We start from the raw sequence: 16079 nt of genomic DNA, 5'->3' as shown, positions 1-16079 counted from the left end.
AGAGGAACCACTGATGGCTGCAGCTCCGCGGCGCGGCGCCGGTGGCGAGCGGCGTGACCGCCGTGACGATCGCCGCGGCGGCGCCGCAGACAAGGGTGTCTCCTACATCGAGCGCGTGGTGAAGATCAACCGCGTGGCCAAGGTCGTCAAGGGCGGCCGGCGCTTCAGCTTCACCGCCCTGGTCGTCGTCGGCGACGGCAACGGCATGGTCGGTGTCGGCTACGGCAAGGCCAAGGAAGTCCCCGCGGCGATCGCCAAGGGTGTCGAAGAGGCCAAGAAGAACTTCTTCAAGGTCCCCCGGGTCCAGGGCACCATCGTGCACCAGGTCCAGGGCGAGGACGCCGCCGGCGTCGTCCTCCTGCGTCCGGCCGCCCCCGGTACCGGTGTCATCGCCGGTGGCCCGGTGCGCGCCGTGCTGGAGTGCGCCGGCATCCACGACGTCCTCAGCAAGTCGCTCGGATCGGCCAACCCGATCAACATCGTGCACGCGACGGTCGCGGCCCTCAAGGGCCTGAGCCGTCCGGAAGAGATCGCGGCCCGCCGCGGCCTGCCGATCGAGGACGTCGCTCCGGCCGCCATGCTGCGTGCCCGCGCGGAAGCGAAGGCGGGGGCCTGAGACCATGGCGAATCTGAAGATCACGCAGGTCCGCTCCAAGATCGGCGGCAAGCAGAAGCAGCGTGACAGCCTGCAGGCGCTGGGTCTTGGACGGATCGGCAAGTCCGTTGTCCGTGCAGACCGTCCCGAGGTTCGCGGCCAGATCAACATCGTTGCGCACCTCGTCACTGTCGAGGAGGTCGGCGAATGAACGACTACTCCCCCGACGAGCTGCTCAAGCTCCACCACCTGCGTCCGGCCCCCGGCTCCAACAAGGCCAAGATCCGCAAGGGTCGCGGCGAGGCGTCCAAGGGCAAGACCGCCGGTCGTGGTACCAAGGGCACGAAGGCTCGTTCCACCGTTCCCGTCGGCTTCGAGGGTGGCCAGATGCCCCTCATCCGCCGGGTCCCGAAGCTCAAGGGCTTCAGCAACGCCAGGTTCAAGACGACCTACCAGGTCGTCAACCTGGACAAGCTCGGCGAGCTCTACCCCGAGGGCGGCGAGGTCACCGTTGAGGGCCTGGTCGCCAAGGGCGCGGTTCGCAAGAACCAGCTCGTGAAGGTGCTCGGCACCGGCGAGATCTCGGTGGCCGTCCAGGTGAGCGCGAACGCGTTCTCCACCTCGGCCAAGGAGAAGATCGCAGCGGCCGGTGGCAGCACGACCGAGCTGTAGGAACACTCCTATTCGCTGTGTTCACGGGGCGTCTGCTGGGAACACCCACGAGATTGGGGAACCAGCGGGCGCCCCTGTGCGCTTTACTGGGTGGGGTGCGATCCGGCCGGAGGCCGCACAGATTGTGTGCCCTCGGTCACGCACCACCCGACCGATGGCTGTTAAAGTGCCATCTGCTTAACCGCTCAACCCGACTTCCGGGTCCAGGGCCCGACCGGCTCTGGGCTGACGCTCACGACGATCCAGGATCGGCCGCGATGTCTCGAATCGGTTCCGCCGCCGAAGCCTCGCAGGAGGAGACGTGCTAGGTGCGTTCGTCCGTGCGTTCCGCACGCCTGACCTGCGTAACAAGCTGCTGTTTACGCTGTTCATCCTGACCATTTTCCGGCTCGGGTCGGTGATCCCGGCTCCGGGCATCAACTCCGCGGCCATCAAGGACCAGATGGAGGCGGTCCAGGCCGCCGACACGTCCGGTGTGTACGCGCTCGTCAACCTGTTCAGCGGCGGCGCACTGCTGCAGCTCGCCGTGTTCGCGCTGGGCGTCATGCCCTACATCACCGCGAGCATCATCCTGAACCTGCTCACGGTGGTCATCCCGCGGCTCGAGGCGCTGAAGAAGGAGGGCCAGGCGGGGCAGACCAAGATCACGCAGTACACGCGCTACCTGACGGTCGCCCTCGCGGTCCTCCAGTCGACCAGCATCATCGCCATGGCGCGCACCGGGCAGCTGTTCCAGGGCGCGATCCCGGTCTCGTCCTACATGCCCAACCAGGACCTGCTGACCCTCGTCACGATCGTCTTCGTGATGACCGCCGGCACCTGCGTCATCATGTGGTTCGGCGAGCTCATCACCGAGCGCGGCGTCGGCAACGGCATGTCGCTGCTGATCTTCACCCAGATCATCGCGATGTTCCCGTCCTCCATGATGCGCATCTGGGAGGAGCAGGGCCCCTGGATCTTCTCGATCATCTGCGTGGCCGGCCTGGTGCTCATCGCCGGCGTGGTCTTCGTCGAGCAGGCCCAGCGCCGCATCCCGGTGCAGTACGCCAAGCGCATGGTGGGCCGGCGGATGTACGGGGGCAGCTCCACCTACATCCCGCTGAAGGTCAACCAGGCCGGTGTCATCCCGGTCATCTTCGCCTCCTCGCTGCTGTACCTGCCGCAGTTGGCGATCGGCCTGCTGGGCCAGGACTCCGGCAACCCGGTGGTGAGCTTCCTCTCCACCTACTTCAACCCCACGGGTACGCACCCGGTCTACATGGCCACGTTCTTCGCCCTCATCGTCGGGTTCGCCTTCTTCTACGTGGCCATCACCTTCAACCCCACTGAAGTCGCCGACAACATGAAGAAGTACGGTGGTTTCATCCCGGGCATCCGTCCGGGGCGTCCGACCGCCGAGTACCTCGACTACGTGCTGACTCGGCTGACGACCCCCGGCGCGCTCTACCTGGGTGTGATCGCTCTACTGCCGATGCTGGCGCTCGGAGCCTCCGGTGCGTCGCAGAACTTCCCGTTCGGCGGGACGAGCATCCTGATCATGGTCGGTGTCGGGCTGGACACGGTGAAGCAGATCGAGAGTCACCTCCAGCAGAGGAACTACGAAGGTTTTCTGCGATAGTGCGTGCCGTATTGGTGGGACCCCCGGGGGCCGGTAAAGGCACCCAGGCCCAAATCTTGGCGTCAGAGTTGTCGATTCCGAAGGTGTCCACCGGTGACATCTTCCGTGCCAACGTCAGCGGTGGCACAGAGCTGGGTAAGCGGGCCAAGGCCTACATGGACCGCGGTGACCTCGTCCCCGACGAGGTCACCAACGCGATGGTCCGGGACCGCCTGGCGGAGGACGACGCGCAGGGCGGTTTCCTGCTCGACGGCTTCCCGCGCAACGTCGCGCAGGCCGAGACCCTCAACAAGATGCTCGACGACATGGGCCGGCGCCTCGACGTGGTGCTGGAGCTCAAGGTCGATGAGGAAGAGGTCGTGAAGCGGCTCTCGGGCCGCCGGACCTGCCGCAACTGCGGCCACGTCCAGCACGTGGTGTTCGACCCGCCCAAGACCGAGGGCGTCTGCGACGTCTGCGGCGGCGAGCTGTTCCAGCGTGACGACGACCGGGAGGAGACGATCCGGCACCGCCTGGACGTCTACCGGGAGCAGACCGCTCCGCTGGTGTCGTTCTACGCCGACGAGGGCCGCCTCGTGACGATCGAGGCCACCGGTTCGGTCGAGGAAGTCACGGAGCGGGCGCTGGCCGCCCTCCGAGCCGACTGATGTTTCGTAAGAGGCGGAGCACGGTGCAGCTCAAGACGGCGGCCGAGATCGCGAAGATGAGGGAGGCGGGCCGGATCGTGGCCCGCACCCTCGACTCCCTGCGCGCGGCGGTGCGCCCCGGCGTGACGACGCTGGACCTCGACGCCATCGCCGAGCGCAGCATCCGCGACGCCGGGGCCGTGCCCTCCTTCAAGGGCTACCACGGCTTTCCCGGGTCGATCTGCGCCTCGGTGAACGAGGAGGTCGTGCACGGGATCCCGCGCGACACCAAGGTGCTGGGCGAGGGCGACCTGATCTCCATCGACTGCGGCGCCATCCTCGACGGCTGGCACGGCGACTCCGCGATCACGGTCGCGGTCGGCGAGGTCTCCGAGGCCGAGCGCACCGCGATGGAGGTGTGCGAGGAGGCGATGTGGCGGGGCGTCGCCGCGATGCGCCCGGGCAACCACCTCGGCGACATCGGGCACGCCATCGGCGGCTACATCGACTCCCGCGGCCGCTACGGCAACGTGCAGGAGTACGGCGGCCACGGCATCGGCACCGAGATGCACATGGACCCGCACGTCCTCAACTACGGCAGGCCCGGAGAGGGCATGAAGCTGGTCGAGGGCATGTGCCTGGCCATCGAGCCGATGGTCAACCTCGGCACCCGGCGCGTGGTCCAGTTGGACGACGGCTGGACCGTCGTCACCCGCGACGCCAGGCGGTCGACGCACTTCGAGCACTCGGTCGCGATCACGGCCGACGGCCCGCTGGTGCTCACCGCCCGCGAGGAGAACCGGAGCAGGCTCGCCGACCTGGGCTTCCCCGACCCGGGCTTCGAGTAGCGCCGGTCGGGACGCGTTCCCACGGGGGCTTTCGAGGAGTCCATCGCCACTAAGCTGTCCTTCGACGGGCGCTCGATGAGGGTGGTGTGTGACCGTGTCCGAGTTCTCCCCTGAGGTCAGGGCCTCCGACGCCGACCGCGACCGCGTCGCCAAGCTCCTTCAGGACCACTTCGCCCACGGGCGTCTCGACAGCGACGAGTTCAACGGCCGGCTCGAAACCGCCTACCACGCCCGGACGCTGGCGGAGCTGTCCCGCCTCACCGAGGACCTCCCCGAACGCGATCTCGCCGACCTGCCCCGCCCGGCCGCCCGGCGGCCGGAGCGCGGGGGGAGCGGGGGAATGCTGAGCGACCCCGCGTTGTTGATCCCGTGGCTGGTCTGGGGCTGCGCCAACACCCTCTGCCTGGCCATCTGGCTGGTCCTCTTCCTCAGCGGCGGCGGCACCTCCTACCCGTGGTTCCTGTGGGTGGCCGGCCCCTGGGGGATCGTGCTGCTCTTCATCACGATCGGGGTCGTCGCGATCAGGCGCGGCGACTCGCGGGCGTAGCTCTCGAGCGGCGCGGCGTCAACAGCACTCGTCCGGAGACGGTAGACTTGAGAAGCCCACACGAGGGCTGTTGGGTCGATCACGGTCACACTGCCTCTATTCGCGCCTGTTCGTCGCGTTCGCGTATGCTAATGCAGTTGACCTGAACTTTTCAGTGTTTGATTTCGCAACCGGGAGCGGTTTTCCACTCGGAAGGATCCGTCTCCCGTGTTCCCCGCGCACGCGCGGGGGTGATTCAGAAGCGTGGAGGACATGGCAAAGAAAGACGGCGCCATCGAGATCGAGGGCTCCGTTATCGAGTCCCTACCCAACGCTATGTTCCGAGTGGAGCTCGACAACGGGCATAAGGTCCTTGCCCACATCAGCGGCAAGATGCGCATGCACTACATCCGCATCCTTCCCGACGACCGCGTCGTCGTGGAGCTGAGCCCGTACGACCTCACGCGCGGGCGCATCGTTTATCGCTACAAGTAGCCCCACCACTCGCGGCCGGCCCTCGGGACGGTCCGGTGGTGCCATGAGTCCGGAGCCACCATGAAGGTCAAGCCGAGCGTCAAGAAGATCTGCGCGAAGTGCCGAGTGATCCGCCGCAACGGCCGGATCATGGTCATCTGCTCTGACCCGCGGCACAAGCAGCGTCAGGGCTAGTCCAGCTTCTTGACGGTTGCCCGTCGCGCGGCCGCTCCCGCGGGCCCGCGCGGCATTCGTTTTCAATCCCGTTCCGATTCCCTGGGCGCGACAGCCGAGGGGAGAACCCCCGGTCGGAGGCCGGGGCCTCGTCGATTGGGCGACGAGAGGAAGGCGACGGGACAGACCTCCGCACAAGTACGAAGGAGATCGCCCAGATGGCACGCCTCGCCGGCGTCGACCTCCCCCGCGAGAAGCGGGTGGAGATCGCTCTCACCTACGTTTTCGGGATCGGCCGCACCCGCGCCGTCGAGACCCTCCAGAACACCGGGGTCAGCCCCGACACCCGCGTCCACCAGTTGAGCGACGACGACCTGGTCAAGCTCCGCGACTGGATCGACGCCAACTACCGGGTCGAGGGCGACCTCCGCCGCGAGGTGGCCGCCGACATCCGCCGCAAGATGGAGATCGGCAGCTACCAGGGCATCCGGCACCGCCGGGGCCTTCCCGTGCACGGTCAGCGCACGCAGACCAACGCGCGCACCCGCAAGGGCAAGAAGAAGACCGTGGCCGGCAAGAAGAAGGTCGGCAAGAAGTAGTCCGTCCGGACGCAACCGCTCGTGTCCGGCAGAAGTCAACGGACCGATGATCTTGGGAGTTTTCAGGAATGCCGCCTAAGGGCCGTCAGGGCGCCGCGCGTAAGGTGCGCCGCAAGGAAAAGAAGAACATTGTCCACGGGCACGCTCACATCAAGAGCACGTTCAACAACACGATCGTGAGCATCACCGACCCGACCGGTGCGGTGATCTCGTGGGCGAGCTCCGGGCAGGTCGGGTTCAAGGGTTCGCGCAAGTCGACCCCGTTCGCCGCGCAGATGGCCGCCGAGGCCGCCGCGCGCCGCGCCCAGGAGCACGGTGTGCGCAAGGTCGACGTCTTCGTCAAGGGCCCCGGCTCCGGCCGCGAGACCGCCATCCGCTCGCTCCAGGCCACCGGCCTGGAGGTGGGCTCCATCCAGGACGTCACGCCGGTTCCGCACAACGGCTGCCGTCCGCCGAAGCGTCGCCGCGTCTGAGTCCGGGTACATACCCATCTGACTCTTCGCAGCACTGCTCCCGCGGGCCGGTCCCGACGGCCCGGCCCGCGGGGAGCGGGTAAGGGGCCCCGCGACCGCGGGGCCGTCCAGTGACCGTCAAATAGCGGGCGGTCGTGGGAAAGGAAACACGGATCATGCTGATCGCTCAGCGTCCAACTCTGACCGAGGAGTCGATCTCCGAGTTCCGGTCCAAGTTCGTCATCGAACCGCTGGAGCCGGGCTTCGGTTACACGATCGGCAACTCGCTGCGCCGAACCCTGCTGTCCTCCATCCCCGGTGCCGCTGTCACCAGCATCCGCATCGAGGGCGTCGAGCACGAGTTCACCACCGTGCCCGGGGTCAAGGAGGACGTCACCGAGATCATCCTGAACCTCAAGGGCCTCGTCGTCAGCTCCGAGCACGACGAGCCGGTTCTGATGTACCTGCGCAAGCAGGGCCCGGGGGTCGTCACGGCGGCCGACATCGCTCCGCCGGCCGGTGTCGAGGTGCACAACCCCGACCTGCACATCGCGACCCTGAACAGCAAGGGCAAGCTGGAGATGGAGCTGACGGTCGAGCGCGGTCGCGGTTACGTCTCGGCGACGCAGAACAAGCAGCCGGGGCAGGAGATCGGGCGCATCCCGATCGACTCGATCTACTCGCCGGTGCTGCGGGTCACCTACAAGGTCGAGGCGACCCGTGTCGAGCAGCGGACCGACTTCGACCGGCTCATCCTGGACGTCGAGACCAAGCCCTCCATCCGCGCGCGCGACGCGGTGGCGAGCGCCGGCAAGACCCTGGTCGAGCTGTTCGGTCTGGCCCGCGAGCTCAACGTCGACGCCGAGGGCATCGACATGGGCCCGTCCCCGACGGACGCCGCCCTGGCCGCGGACCTGGCCCTGCCGATCGAGGACCTGAACCTCACGGTCCGTTCCTACAACTGCCTCAAGCGCGAGGGCATCCACAGCGTGGGTGAACTCGTCGCCCGCTCCGAGCAGGACCTCCTCGATATAAGGAATTTCGGCGCGAAGTCCATCGAAGAGGTCAAGCAGAAGCTGATCGACATGGGGCTGTCGCTGAAGGACTCCCCGCCCGGATTCGACCCCACCAGCGCGGCCGACTCCTACGGTTCCGACGAGGACGACCAGTCCTACGTCGAGACCGAGCAGTACTAAGAGGCGGCGCGGGCCGGAAACGGGTCGAACGACCGGCCCGCGCCCCCTCTCACGATCGCCCCAGGTCCACGGCCGAGTGAGGACCGAGGACCCGCACCACTAGGAGAACGACACCATGCCCACGCCAACGAAGGGGCCTCGCCTGGGTTCCGGCCCGGCTCATGAGCGGCTCATGCTGGCGAACCTGGCGACCTCGCTGTTCCAGCACGGTCGCATCAAGACCACGGAGGCCAAGGCCAAGCGCCTGCGTCCGTACGCGGAGAAGCTCATCACGCTGGGCAAGCGCGGCGACCTGCACGCGCGTCGGCTGGTGCTGAGCAAGATCGCCGACAAGAGCGTCGTCCACGAGCTCTTCACGGAGATCGGCCCGCGCTACGAGAACCGCAACGGCGGCTACCTCCGCATCACCAAGATCGGTCCGCGCAAGGGCGACAACGCGCCCATGGCCGTGATCGAGCTGGTCGAGGCGCTGCCGACCGGCGCGGCGAGCACCCGCAAGGCCGCCCCCGCGGAGACGGCCCCGGCCGCCGCCGCGTCCGGCGACCAGGGCGCCGAGGAGACTCCGGCCGCGGCCGAGGCCGGCAAGCAGCCGGCGGAGGGCAGCACCTCCGAGCAGACGGCTCAGTCGGATGAGACCTCGCAGGCCGAGGGTGAGCCCGCGTCCGAGGACAAGACCGAGGACAAGACCGAGGAGAAGTAAGGACCGCGCGTCCTTGCCCCTCGAACATCGGCTGCCCGGTTCCCGCAAGGGAGCCGGGCATTCGTCATGATCGGGGGCCGGGATACCGGGGGATCGAGGGATCGAGGAGCAGATGAGCGACGAGGGGCTGGTCCGGCTGCGACTGGACGTCTCCTACGACGGCACGGACTTCTCCGGCTGGGCCGAGCAGCCGGGGCGGCGCACGGTGCAGGGCGAGCTCCAGGCCGCGCTGGCGCGCGTGCTGCGGCTGTCAGAGGCCCGGCTGACCGTGGCCGGCCGGACGGACGCCGGCGTGCACGCCAGGGGCCAGGTGGCGCACCTGGACGTCGAGGAGGGGCTGTGGGCGGCCGAGGGGGAGCGGCTGCTGCGCAGGCTCGCCGGAGTGCTGCCCCCCGACGTCCGGGTGCGCGCGGTGCGCCCGGCCCCCGAAGGCTTCGACGCGCGCTTCTCCCCGCTGTTCCGCCGCTACGTCTACCGGGTGAGCGACGCGCCCGGCGGGGTCGAGCCGCTGCGCCGCCGCGACGTGCTCTGGCACCGGCGGGAGCTCGACCCGGACCGGATGAACGCCGCGGCGGCCAGGCTGGTCGGCGAGCACGACTTCGCGGCGTTCTGCCGCAGGCGCGAGGGGGCGACCACGATCCGGGAGCTGCTGCGCCTGGAGTGGATCAGGGAGGGCGAGCACCTCTACGCCGGCACCGTGCAGGCCGACGCGTTCTGCCACAACATGGTCCGCGCCCTGGTCGGGGCCCTGCTCGCGGTCGGTGACGGCCGCCGCGGCCCGGACTGGCCGCGCGAGGTCCTCTTCGCGGGGGTGCGCGACTCCGCGGTCCACGTGGTCCCGCCCCACGGCCTGAGCCTGGAGGAGATCCGCTACCCTCCCGACGCCGAACTGGCCGAACGCGCCCGCTCCACTCGAAGAGTCCGCACCCTCCCGGGCACGTGACCGGTCGGGTTCATGCCTGGTCTGGCCCCGGCGGGTTGTAAGGCCTGGTCCTCGCTCGGAGCGGCGTGCCCGCCTCAAGCGGCGCCCATTCCAAGTGGCGCGCCCACCCCAGGAGGTGCGCCCGCCCCAGAGGGTCGTGAAGGCCCGCTCCAGGGGGTCGTGAAGGCCGGCCCCAGGAGGGATGGCGTGCGGGTGGGCGATGCTCTCGCGTGGCCGAAGGCCCGTGGACGCAAAATCGCCCACCCGCGCGCGAAGCGCACGCCGACACCATGGGTACAGGCCGACACCGCGGTTTCGACCCGGCGCACAGAGTGGCGGTGTGCGTTCAGTCTTTGGGTGGGGGTTCAAACTCCTGTGGCCGGTGTCTCACGCCCTCGGTGGCCGAGGCGAGCGGGCACGGCGGCCCGTTTCTTCACCGCGCGCCGAAACCGCGGTCGCGTCCTGGCGCCCACGGTGGCGGCGTGGGCGGCGCGGCGCCGGGGCGATCCCTTGATGGGCCTTCGGCCGCGCGAGAGGATCGCCCGGTCACCGCGGATCCCTCCTTGGGCTGGGGCTTCACGACCCCCTGGGGCCGGGGGCGGCGCGTACTGTCGTCCGGTCACCGCGGGTCCCAGTTGCGGCCGGGATCGCATCAAGCCTCCCTGTGGCCGGGGAGGCTCAGGACCGCCCGGACACGGCGCCGCCCCGGTGCCTTTCGGTACCGGGGCGGCGTGTCCGCCGCGGGGTCAGCCGGTCGCGCGTTCGCCCAGGGGGACGAGTGGCACGTTGACGAACTCCTCGCTGATGGCGGCCAGCTCCGGGGTCTCGCCCTCCGGTAGGCGGCCGTCGCTGTTGGCGGCGAGGGTGAAGACGAGGTAGCGCCCCCAGGACGCCCCGGTGGCGTGCCCCCCGGCGATGTCGAGGCGCTCGGCGCCGCTGTCCTCCTTGCCGGGCAGGCCGGCGAACCACTGCGTGGCCGCGAGGTCCTGCCCCTCCTGGGCGGCCCCGGCCTGGTCGGCGTCGGCCATCGCCGCCACGCCGACGGTCACCGCGCGGGAACCGTCCTCGTTGACGTAGGACGCCCGCACGATCTGGCGGCACCCGTTGTCGTTGAGCACCTGGCCGTAGTCGCCGTGCGCGGCGGTCTCGCACTTGTCGGTGTCGTCGGTCTGGACCTGGGTGAACGTCTCCCCGGCCACCTCGATGCTCTGCACGGAGAACAGTTCGTCGATCCCCAGGGGCTCGGAGTCGGTGGACTCGTCGGAGACCTTCGCGACGTCGTACTCGGAGGCCGCCAGGCCCGCGTCGGGGCCGGAGCCCGTCGCGAAGAAGAACGCGCCGCCGCCACCGAGGAGCAGCAGGACCGCGAAGCCCGCCGCCAGCAGCAGCGTCCTGGTGCGGCCGCTCCGGCGGGGACGATCGTCGTAGTCGTCGTAGCCCGACAGGTCGATCTCCGCGGTGCTGTTGTCACCGCCGCCGCCGCCACCGCCGCCACCGCCGCCACCACCGCGCGGTGCCTCGTCCCGGAACATCGGGCGGCCGCCGAAGACGTCCGCCACGGGCGGGACCGCCTGGGTGGCGCCGACCGGTTCGCCGCCCACGGGCGGGATGGCCTGCGTCGCGCCGTCATCGGGCACCGCGTTGATGTGCTGGGTGGATTCCGCGGCGTCCGAGGGGAACGCCGGCTCGGCCCCCGGCGCCTCGGGCGCGCCGCCGTTCGGGGGGATGAGCCTGCCCTGCAGCGGGGGGTGCCCGGGTGCCTGGCCGTGCCAGGCGGGGCGCTGCTGGGGTTGCTGCGGGCCCGGCTGCTGGGGGCCGGGTTGCTGGGGGCCGGATTGGGGGCCGGGTTGCTGCGGGCCGGATTGGGGGCCTGGCATGGGGTGCTGTCCGCCGGTGGGCGGGTTGGCGCCGGGGGGTGGCCCCTGCGGTGGTCCTTGCGGAGGCTGCTGCGCGCCCGTGGGCGGCCCCTGCCGGGGTCGCTGCTGGGGGGCGGGGCCCTGCGGTCCGCGGGGGCCCGGTTGACCCTGTGGTCCCGGCTGCGGTGGCTGCTGCGGGCCCGAGGCCGGTCCGGGGCCGGCGAGGGCCGGGAGTCCGGCGCCGGGCGGACGGCCGGGCTGCTGCGGGCCCTGCGGCGGTCGAGGTGCCCCCTGTGGCGGCTGAGGCGGCCTCTGCGGGCCGGAGGCGCCGGGGCCTCCCATCGGGGCGCCCGTACCCGGATGGGGCTGCTGCGCGCCCGTGGGCGGCCCCTGCGGCGGACGCGGCGCGCCGGGGGCCTGCGGTCCCTGCTGTTCCGGGAAGCCCTGCTGCGGCGGTTGCCCGGGTGCTCGGCCGTGCCAGGCGGGGCGCTGCTGGGGTTGCTGCGGGCCCGGCTGCTGGGGGCCGGGTTGCTGGGGGCCGGATTGGGGGCCGGGTTGCTGCGGGCCGGATTGGGGGCCTGGCATGGGGTGCTGTCCGCCGGTGGGCGGGTTGGCGCCGGGGGGTGGCCCCTGCGGTGGTCCTTGCGGAGGCTGCTGCGCGCCCGTGGGCGGCCCCTGCCGGGGTCGCTGCTGGGGGGCGGGGCCCTGCGGTCCGCGGGGGCCCGGTTGACCCTGTGGTCCCGGCTGCGGTGGCTGCTGCGGACCCGGGGCGGAGCCGGGGGGCGGGCCCTGCGGAGGGCGCTGCGCGCCCGAAGGGGCGTTCCACCCGCCGCCGCCCTGCCGGGGACCCGACGGCGCGGGGGGCGGGGAATCGGGCTGGAGCACATCGCCCCAGGGAGGGACGCCCTGCTGCTGAGGAGTCGGCCGCGGAGCCCGCGCGGTCTCCTCCGCCGACTCCTGGTTCGCGGGCGCTGGAGGCTGCTGCGGCTGCCCGGTCTGGCCGGGGCCGCCGTCGTGTGGCTCGTTCGGATGCGGTGCGATGGGAGAACTCCGGAGGCTGTCCTTGGGCGGCAGTTGCGATTCTCCTGCGAGTCCCCTCCGGCCGGGGCGGTCCGCCGGTTCCGGGAAGAACCGGTCCGCGCCCCTGGGAGAGGGCGGCAGGTCGTCCGGGGAGGCCGGGGACGGGGGAGAAGGCGATCGATCGGGCGCTGCCCTGGTTCCCCGCGATCGTCCTTCGGTCCGTTGCCTCCGTGGGGGGCGCTCGGGACCGTTGTCCCGGTGCCGACTCCGTGGGGGGTCGCCGGGCTCCGGGGGTGCGCCGTCCTCGTGCTCGGGCGGCGGCGGGACCGCTTGCCCCGGCACGCGGGCTCCGACCGCGTACGGCGGCGGTGGCAGCGTGAACAGCGGCCAGTCGGCGCCGTCGAAGTCTTCCACGTCACGGGTCACGGTGCTTCCTCGACGTCGTCGTGCCGGACGAGACCCGAAAGGGGCTCACCGGACCGCCGGCCCGGACCACCCGGCCCGCGTGGCACGGCGATGAACACGCGCTATGCTTCCAGTCGGACTCTAGCGCCCGGCTTGCCGAAAGTGGGAGGCATGACGCCGATCTCCTCCCTTCCGGGTGCGGTGAACCCTTTGCGACTCTAGCGTCCGGTTCGCCGTGATCGGGAGGGTGTGAGGGCAATCTCCTGATCTCTCACCTCCGGGCCCGGTGATCCCTTACCGCGGCGGCGATGCAGGTCCGGCCCGCGCCGTCGTCTCCGGGCCGTATCGGTGATATGGCCGAAGCACTCGCACGACAAGGCATAATGAGAGTGGAGTAATCACGGATCGCGGTGCGACCGCCGGTCGGCCCATGGCGCCGAGCAGTATGATCATGGGCCGTTTTGACCTGTGGCGCATTCGGTCGATATGATTCTCCGTCGTTGTGCGTTGAGTTTGCCGTGGGCTCCCATATCTTCTCATTGGGTGCCGACCACGCATCACCGTCTGCGCACCCAACCACCGGGCGAGCCCACGCAACGGGCGGCCCGGTCCAGTAATACGAGTTCCCCATCTCCGTCCGCGGGGATGGACCCCGCCGACTGAGACGAAGGCTTACGATCGTGCGCACATTCAGCCCTAAGCCCAGCGATGTCCAGCGTCAGTGGCACGTCATCGACGCCAGCGATGTCGTCCTCGGGCGGCTGGCCAGCCACGTCGCCACGCTGCTCCGAGGCAAGAACAAGCCGTACTACGCGCCCCACATCGACACCGGCGACTTCGTGATCGTCGTGAATGCCGACAAGGTGGCGCTGACCGGCAAGAAGCTGGAGCAGAAGCGGGCCTACCGGCACTCCGGTTACCCCGGCGGTCTGCGTTCCGTCGCCTACAGCGAGTTGATCGCCAAGAACCCCGAGCGGGCCATCGAGAAGGCCGTGAAGGGCATGCTGCCGAAGAACTCCCTTGGCCGCCAGATGGCCAAGAAGCTCAAGGTGTACGCCGGCCCGGAGCACCCGCACCAGGCCCAGCAGCCGGTGCCGTTCGAAATCACCAAGATCGAGCAGCCGGCCTAGGCGTTCGCGAGACTGAAGGAAGTACGAGGAGAACCGTGGTCGAGCCCACCGGTATCGAAGACGTCGCCACCCAGGACTTCGAGGACAATCCCGAAGAGTTCCCGGCTGAGTACACCAGCGAGACGCCGGACGCGCCCGGCGGAGGGTACGTCCCCACTGCCGCCGGCCCCGGTGCGGGCACCGGCCGCCGCAAGAAGGCCATCGCCCGTGTCCGGATCACCCCTGGTGCCGGTGAGTGGAAGATCAACGGCAAGCCGCTCGAGGACTACTTCCCGGACAAGGTCCACCAGCAGCTGATCAAGGAGCCGCTGGTCGCCCTGGGTTTCGAGGAGGCCTACGACGTCTTCGCGCGTCTGCACGGCGGCGGCCCCAGCGGCCAGGCCGGTGCGCTGCGCCACGGCCTGGCCCGCGCGCTGGCCGGCCTGGACGTCGAGAACAACCGTCCGACCCTGAAGAAGGCCGGCTACCTCACCCGTGACGACCGCGAGGTCGAGCGGAAGAAGGCCGGTCTCAAGAAGGCCCGCAAGGCCCCGCAGTACTCCAAGCGGTAAGCGGAGCGTCCGCTCCACCGCCTGGCTTCGCCGGCCGATGCGCATCGGCCCGCGGCTACGGCCCGCCGGCCACCCGTTCGACCCGAACGGGTGGCCAGTGCGGGCCATCGCTGTTTTCGGTGCTGACCGCACCGCTTTCCCGGGGTGTACTCGTCTTCCGGGCACATCCGCGTCGGTTCCGCACCGCCTGGTCCCGTGCCCGGCCGTTGCGGTCCCGTTGTTGCTGTCTCCCTGGCCGCTGCTGTTGGGCTTGGCCGGTTTTCCGCTGAAACTCAAAGGGGCGATTGATTCGTGGCTCGGCTGTTTGGTACTGACGGAGTCCGGGGGGTCGCCGGGCGCGACCTCACCGCCTCACTGGCACTGGACCTCTCCATCGCAGCGGCGCAGGTGCTGGCCGACGACGACGAGCGCGTCGGCCCGCGCCCGCTGGCGGTCGTCGGCCGCGATCCGCGTGCGTCCGGCGAATTCCTGGAGGCCGCCGTGGTCGCGGGTCTGGCCAGCGCCGGTGTCGACGCGGTCCGGCTCGGGGTGCTGCCCACCCCGGCCGTCGCCCACCTCACCGACGAAATGGGCGCGGACTTCGGCGTGATGCTCTCGGCCAGCCACAACCCGGCGCCGGACAACGGCATCAAGTTCTTCGCCAGGGGCGGGCACAAGCTGCCCGACGCGGTGGAGGACGAGATCGAGTCGCGGCTCGGCCAGCCCACCGCGCACGCCGTGGGCGCCGACGTCGGCCGCGTGAGCGAGGCGACCGACGGAGCCGAGCGCTACGTCCGGCACGTGGTGGCGTCGCTGCCGCAGCGCCTGGACGGCCTCAAGGTCGTCGTGGACTGCGCCAACGGCGCGGCCCACGAGGTGGCCCCCGAGGCGCTGCGCCGCGCCGGCGCCGAGGTCGTCGCGATCGGGGACCAGCCCAACGGCCTCAACATCAACGAGGGGTGCGGCTCCACCCACCTGGACGCGCTGCGGGACGCCGTGCGCGAGCACGGCGCCGACGCCGGCCTCGCCCACGACGGCGACGCCGACCGCTGCCTCGCCGTGGCCGCCGACGGCAGCGTCGTCGACGGCGACCAGATCCTCTCCGTCCTGGCCCTGGAGCTGCAGGAGTCGGGCCACCTCGCCGACGACACGCTGGTCGTGACCGTGATGTCCAACCTGGGCCTGAAACTGGCCATGAAGCAGGCCGGCATCAAGGTCGTCGAGACCCCGGTGGGCGACCGCTACGTGCTGGAGGCGATGCGCGCCGGCTCCTACTCGCTGGGCGGCGAGCAGTCCGGGCACGTGGTGCTGCTGGAGCACGCGAGCACCGGCGACGGCCTGCTGACCGGCCTGCACCTGCTCGCGGCGGTGAGCCGGCGCGGTCTGGCGCTGTCCGAGCTGGCCAAGACCATGACGCGGCTGCCGCAGGTCCTGGTGAACGTGCGCGGAGTGGACAAGAGCCGCGCGAAGACCTCCGTCGAGATCGCCGAGGCGGTATCCGCGGCGGAGGCGGACCTGGGCGACTCCGGCCGGGTGCTGATCCGGCCGAGCGGCACCGAGCCGATGGTGCGCGTCATGGTGGAGGCGACCGCGGAGGCCCACGCCAGTGAGGTCGCCGATCGCCTGGCCGCCGTGGTGAAGAGCGCGCTGGGGTAGCCGGGCCGACGGCTCCGAGCGGCCTCCGCCGCCCGTGACGTGAGGAGGGGGCCGGGTCCGCGCGGACCCGGCCCCCTCCT

At 70.5% G+C, this 16079-nt stretch carries 18 protein-coding genes; 17 read left to right on the top strand and 1 reads right to left on the bottom strand.

From position 1 onward, the window contains the following. Positions 1 to 13: 13 nt before the first annotated feature. From rpsE to truA, 14 genes are all read left to right on the top strand, one after another. Complete coding sequence (rpsE, locus tag HDA32_RS24510; protein WP_179645424.1) at positions 14 to 616, top strand: 30S ribosomal protein S5; 603 nt, start codon at positions 14 to 16, stop codon at positions 614 to 616. Between the two features lie 4 nt (positions 617 to 620). Next, positions 621 to 806 carry a 50S ribosomal protein L30 gene (gene rpmD / locus HDA32_RS24505; RefSeq protein WP_179645423.1) on the top strand — a complete coding sequence of 62 codons (186 nt, stop codon included), beginning with the start codon at positions 621 to 623 and terminating at the stop codon, positions 804 to 806. After that, complete coding sequence (rplO, locus tag HDA32_RS24500) at positions 803 to 1267, top strand: 50S ribosomal protein L15 (RefSeq protein ID WP_179645422.1); 465 nt, start codon at positions 803 to 805, stop codon at positions 1265 to 1267. The genes rpmD and rplO overlap by 4 nt, the downstream gene beginning before the upstream one ends. A gap of 301 nt (positions 1268 to 1568) precedes the next feature. Further along, positions 1569 to 2885, top strand: coding sequence for a preprotein translocase subunit SecY (secY, locus tag HDA32_RS24495; protein WP_179645421.1), 1317 nt, complete (start codon positions 1569 to 1571; stop codon positions 2883 to 2885). After that, positions 2885 to 3532: an adenylate kinase gene (locus tag HDA32_RS24490; protein WP_179645420.1), complete on the top strand. Its 648-nt coding sequence runs from the start codon at positions 2885 to 2887 to the stop codon at positions 3530 to 3532. Before secY ends, HDA32_RS24490 begins: the two co-directional genes overlap by 1 nt. Continuing rightward, positions 3532 to 4359 (top strand): type I methionyl aminopeptidase, encoded by an 828-nt coding sequence (gene map / locus HDA32_RS24485; RefSeq protein ID WP_179645419.1) that lies wholly within the window; start codon positions 3532 to 3534, stop codon positions 4357 to 4359. The genes HDA32_RS24490 and map overlap by 1 nt, the downstream gene beginning before the upstream one ends. Before the next feature lie 88 nt (positions 4360 to 4447). Further along, positions 4448 to 4906 (top strand): DUF1707 SHOCT-like domain-containing protein, encoded by a 459-nt coding sequence (locus HDA32_RS24480; RefSeq protein WP_312863315.1) that lies wholly within the window; start codon positions 4448 to 4450, stop codon positions 4904 to 4906. A gap of 252 nt (positions 4907 to 5158) precedes the next feature. Beyond that, the gene (gene infA / locus HDA32_RS24475; protein WP_017593374.1) at positions 5159 to 5380 is read left to right on the top strand and encodes a translation initiation factor IF-1; all 222 of its coding nucleotides are present in this window, start codon (positions 5159 to 5161) and stop codon (positions 5378 to 5380) included. A gap of 60 nt (positions 5381 to 5440) precedes the next feature. After that, positions 5441 to 5554, top strand: coding sequence for a 50S ribosomal protein L36 (gene rpmJ / locus HDA32_RS24470; RefSeq protein ID WP_013156136.1), 114 nt, complete (start codon positions 5441 to 5443; stop codon positions 5552 to 5554). A 197-nt stretch (positions 5555 to 5751) separates the two neighbouring features. Next, entirely contained in the window at positions 5752 to 6132 is a 381-nt protein-coding gene (rpsM, locus tag HDA32_RS24465) for a 30S ribosomal protein S13 (protein ID WP_179645418.1), read from the top strand. Between the two features lie 68 nt (positions 6133 to 6200). Beyond that, positions 6201 to 6605, top strand: a complete 405-nt coding sequence (rpsK, locus tag HDA32_RS24460) for a 30S ribosomal protein S11 (RefSeq protein WP_179645417.1) — start codon at positions 6201 to 6203, stop codon at positions 6603 to 6605. A gap of 155 nt (positions 6606 to 6760) precedes the next feature. After that, positions 6761 to 7780 (top strand): DNA-directed RNA polymerase subunit alpha, encoded by a 1020-nt coding sequence (locus HDA32_RS24455; RefSeq protein ID WP_179645416.1) that lies wholly within the window; start codon positions 6761 to 6763, stop codon positions 7778 to 7780. Positions 7781 to 7895: 115 nt separating this feature from the next. After that, positions 7896 to 8480 carry a 50S ribosomal protein L17 gene (rplQ, locus tag HDA32_RS24450; RefSeq protein WP_179645415.1) on the top strand — a complete coding sequence of 195 codons (585 nt, stop codon included), beginning with the start codon at positions 7896 to 7898 and terminating at the stop codon, positions 8478 to 8480. A 112-nt stretch (positions 8481 to 8592) separates the two neighbouring features. Beyond that, a complete protein-coding gene (gene truA / locus HDA32_RS24445) occupies positions 8593 to 9423 on the top strand; it encodes a tRNA pseudouridine(38-40) synthase TruA (protein ID WP_179645414.1) in 831 nt (276 codons plus the stop codon). Between the two features lie 725 nt (positions 9424 to 10148). Here the strand turns inward: truA and HDA32_RS24440 are convergent. Continuing rightward, positions 10149 to 11279 carry a hypothetical protein gene (locus HDA32_RS24440; protein WP_218882585.1) on the bottom strand — a complete coding sequence of 377 codons (1131 nt, stop codon included), beginning with the start codon at positions 11277 to 11279 and terminating at the stop codon, positions 10149 to 10151. A gap of 2084 nt (positions 11280 to 13363) precedes the next feature. Between HDA32_RS24440 and rplM the strand changes: the two genes are divergently transcribed. The 3 genes from rplM (at position 13364) to glmM (ending at position 15999) form a co-directional block, all read left to right on the top strand. Continuing rightward, positions 13364 to 13813 carry a 50S ribosomal protein L13 gene (rplM, locus tag HDA32_RS24435; RefSeq protein WP_179645413.1) on the top strand — a complete coding sequence of 150 codons (450 nt, stop codon included), beginning with the start codon at positions 13364 to 13366 and terminating at the stop codon, positions 13811 to 13813. Positions 13814 to 13848: 35 nt separating this feature from the next. Beyond that, the gene (gene rpsI, locus HDA32_RS24430) at positions 13849 to 14364 is read left to right on the top strand and encodes a 30S ribosomal protein S9 (RefSeq protein WP_179645412.1); all 516 of its coding nucleotides are present in this window, start codon (positions 13849 to 13851) and stop codon (positions 14362 to 14364) included. Positions 14365 to 14655: 291 nt separating this feature from the next. Then, positions 14656 to 15999, top strand: coding sequence for a phosphoglucosamine mutase (gene glmM / locus HDA32_RS24425; protein WP_179645411.1), 1344 nt, complete (start codon positions 14656 to 14658; stop codon positions 15997 to 15999). Positions 16000 to 16079 lie beyond the last annotated feature (80 nt).

It is taken from the genome of Spinactinospora alkalitolerans (assembly GCF_013408795.1).
Taxonomy (GTDB): domain Bacteria; phylum Actinomycetota; class Actinomycetes; order Streptosporangiales; family Streptosporangiaceae; genus Spinactinospora; species Spinactinospora alkalitolerans.
Note: the sequence above shows the minus strand (reverse complement) of the source record. Positions and strands in the feature narration are given on the sequence as shown.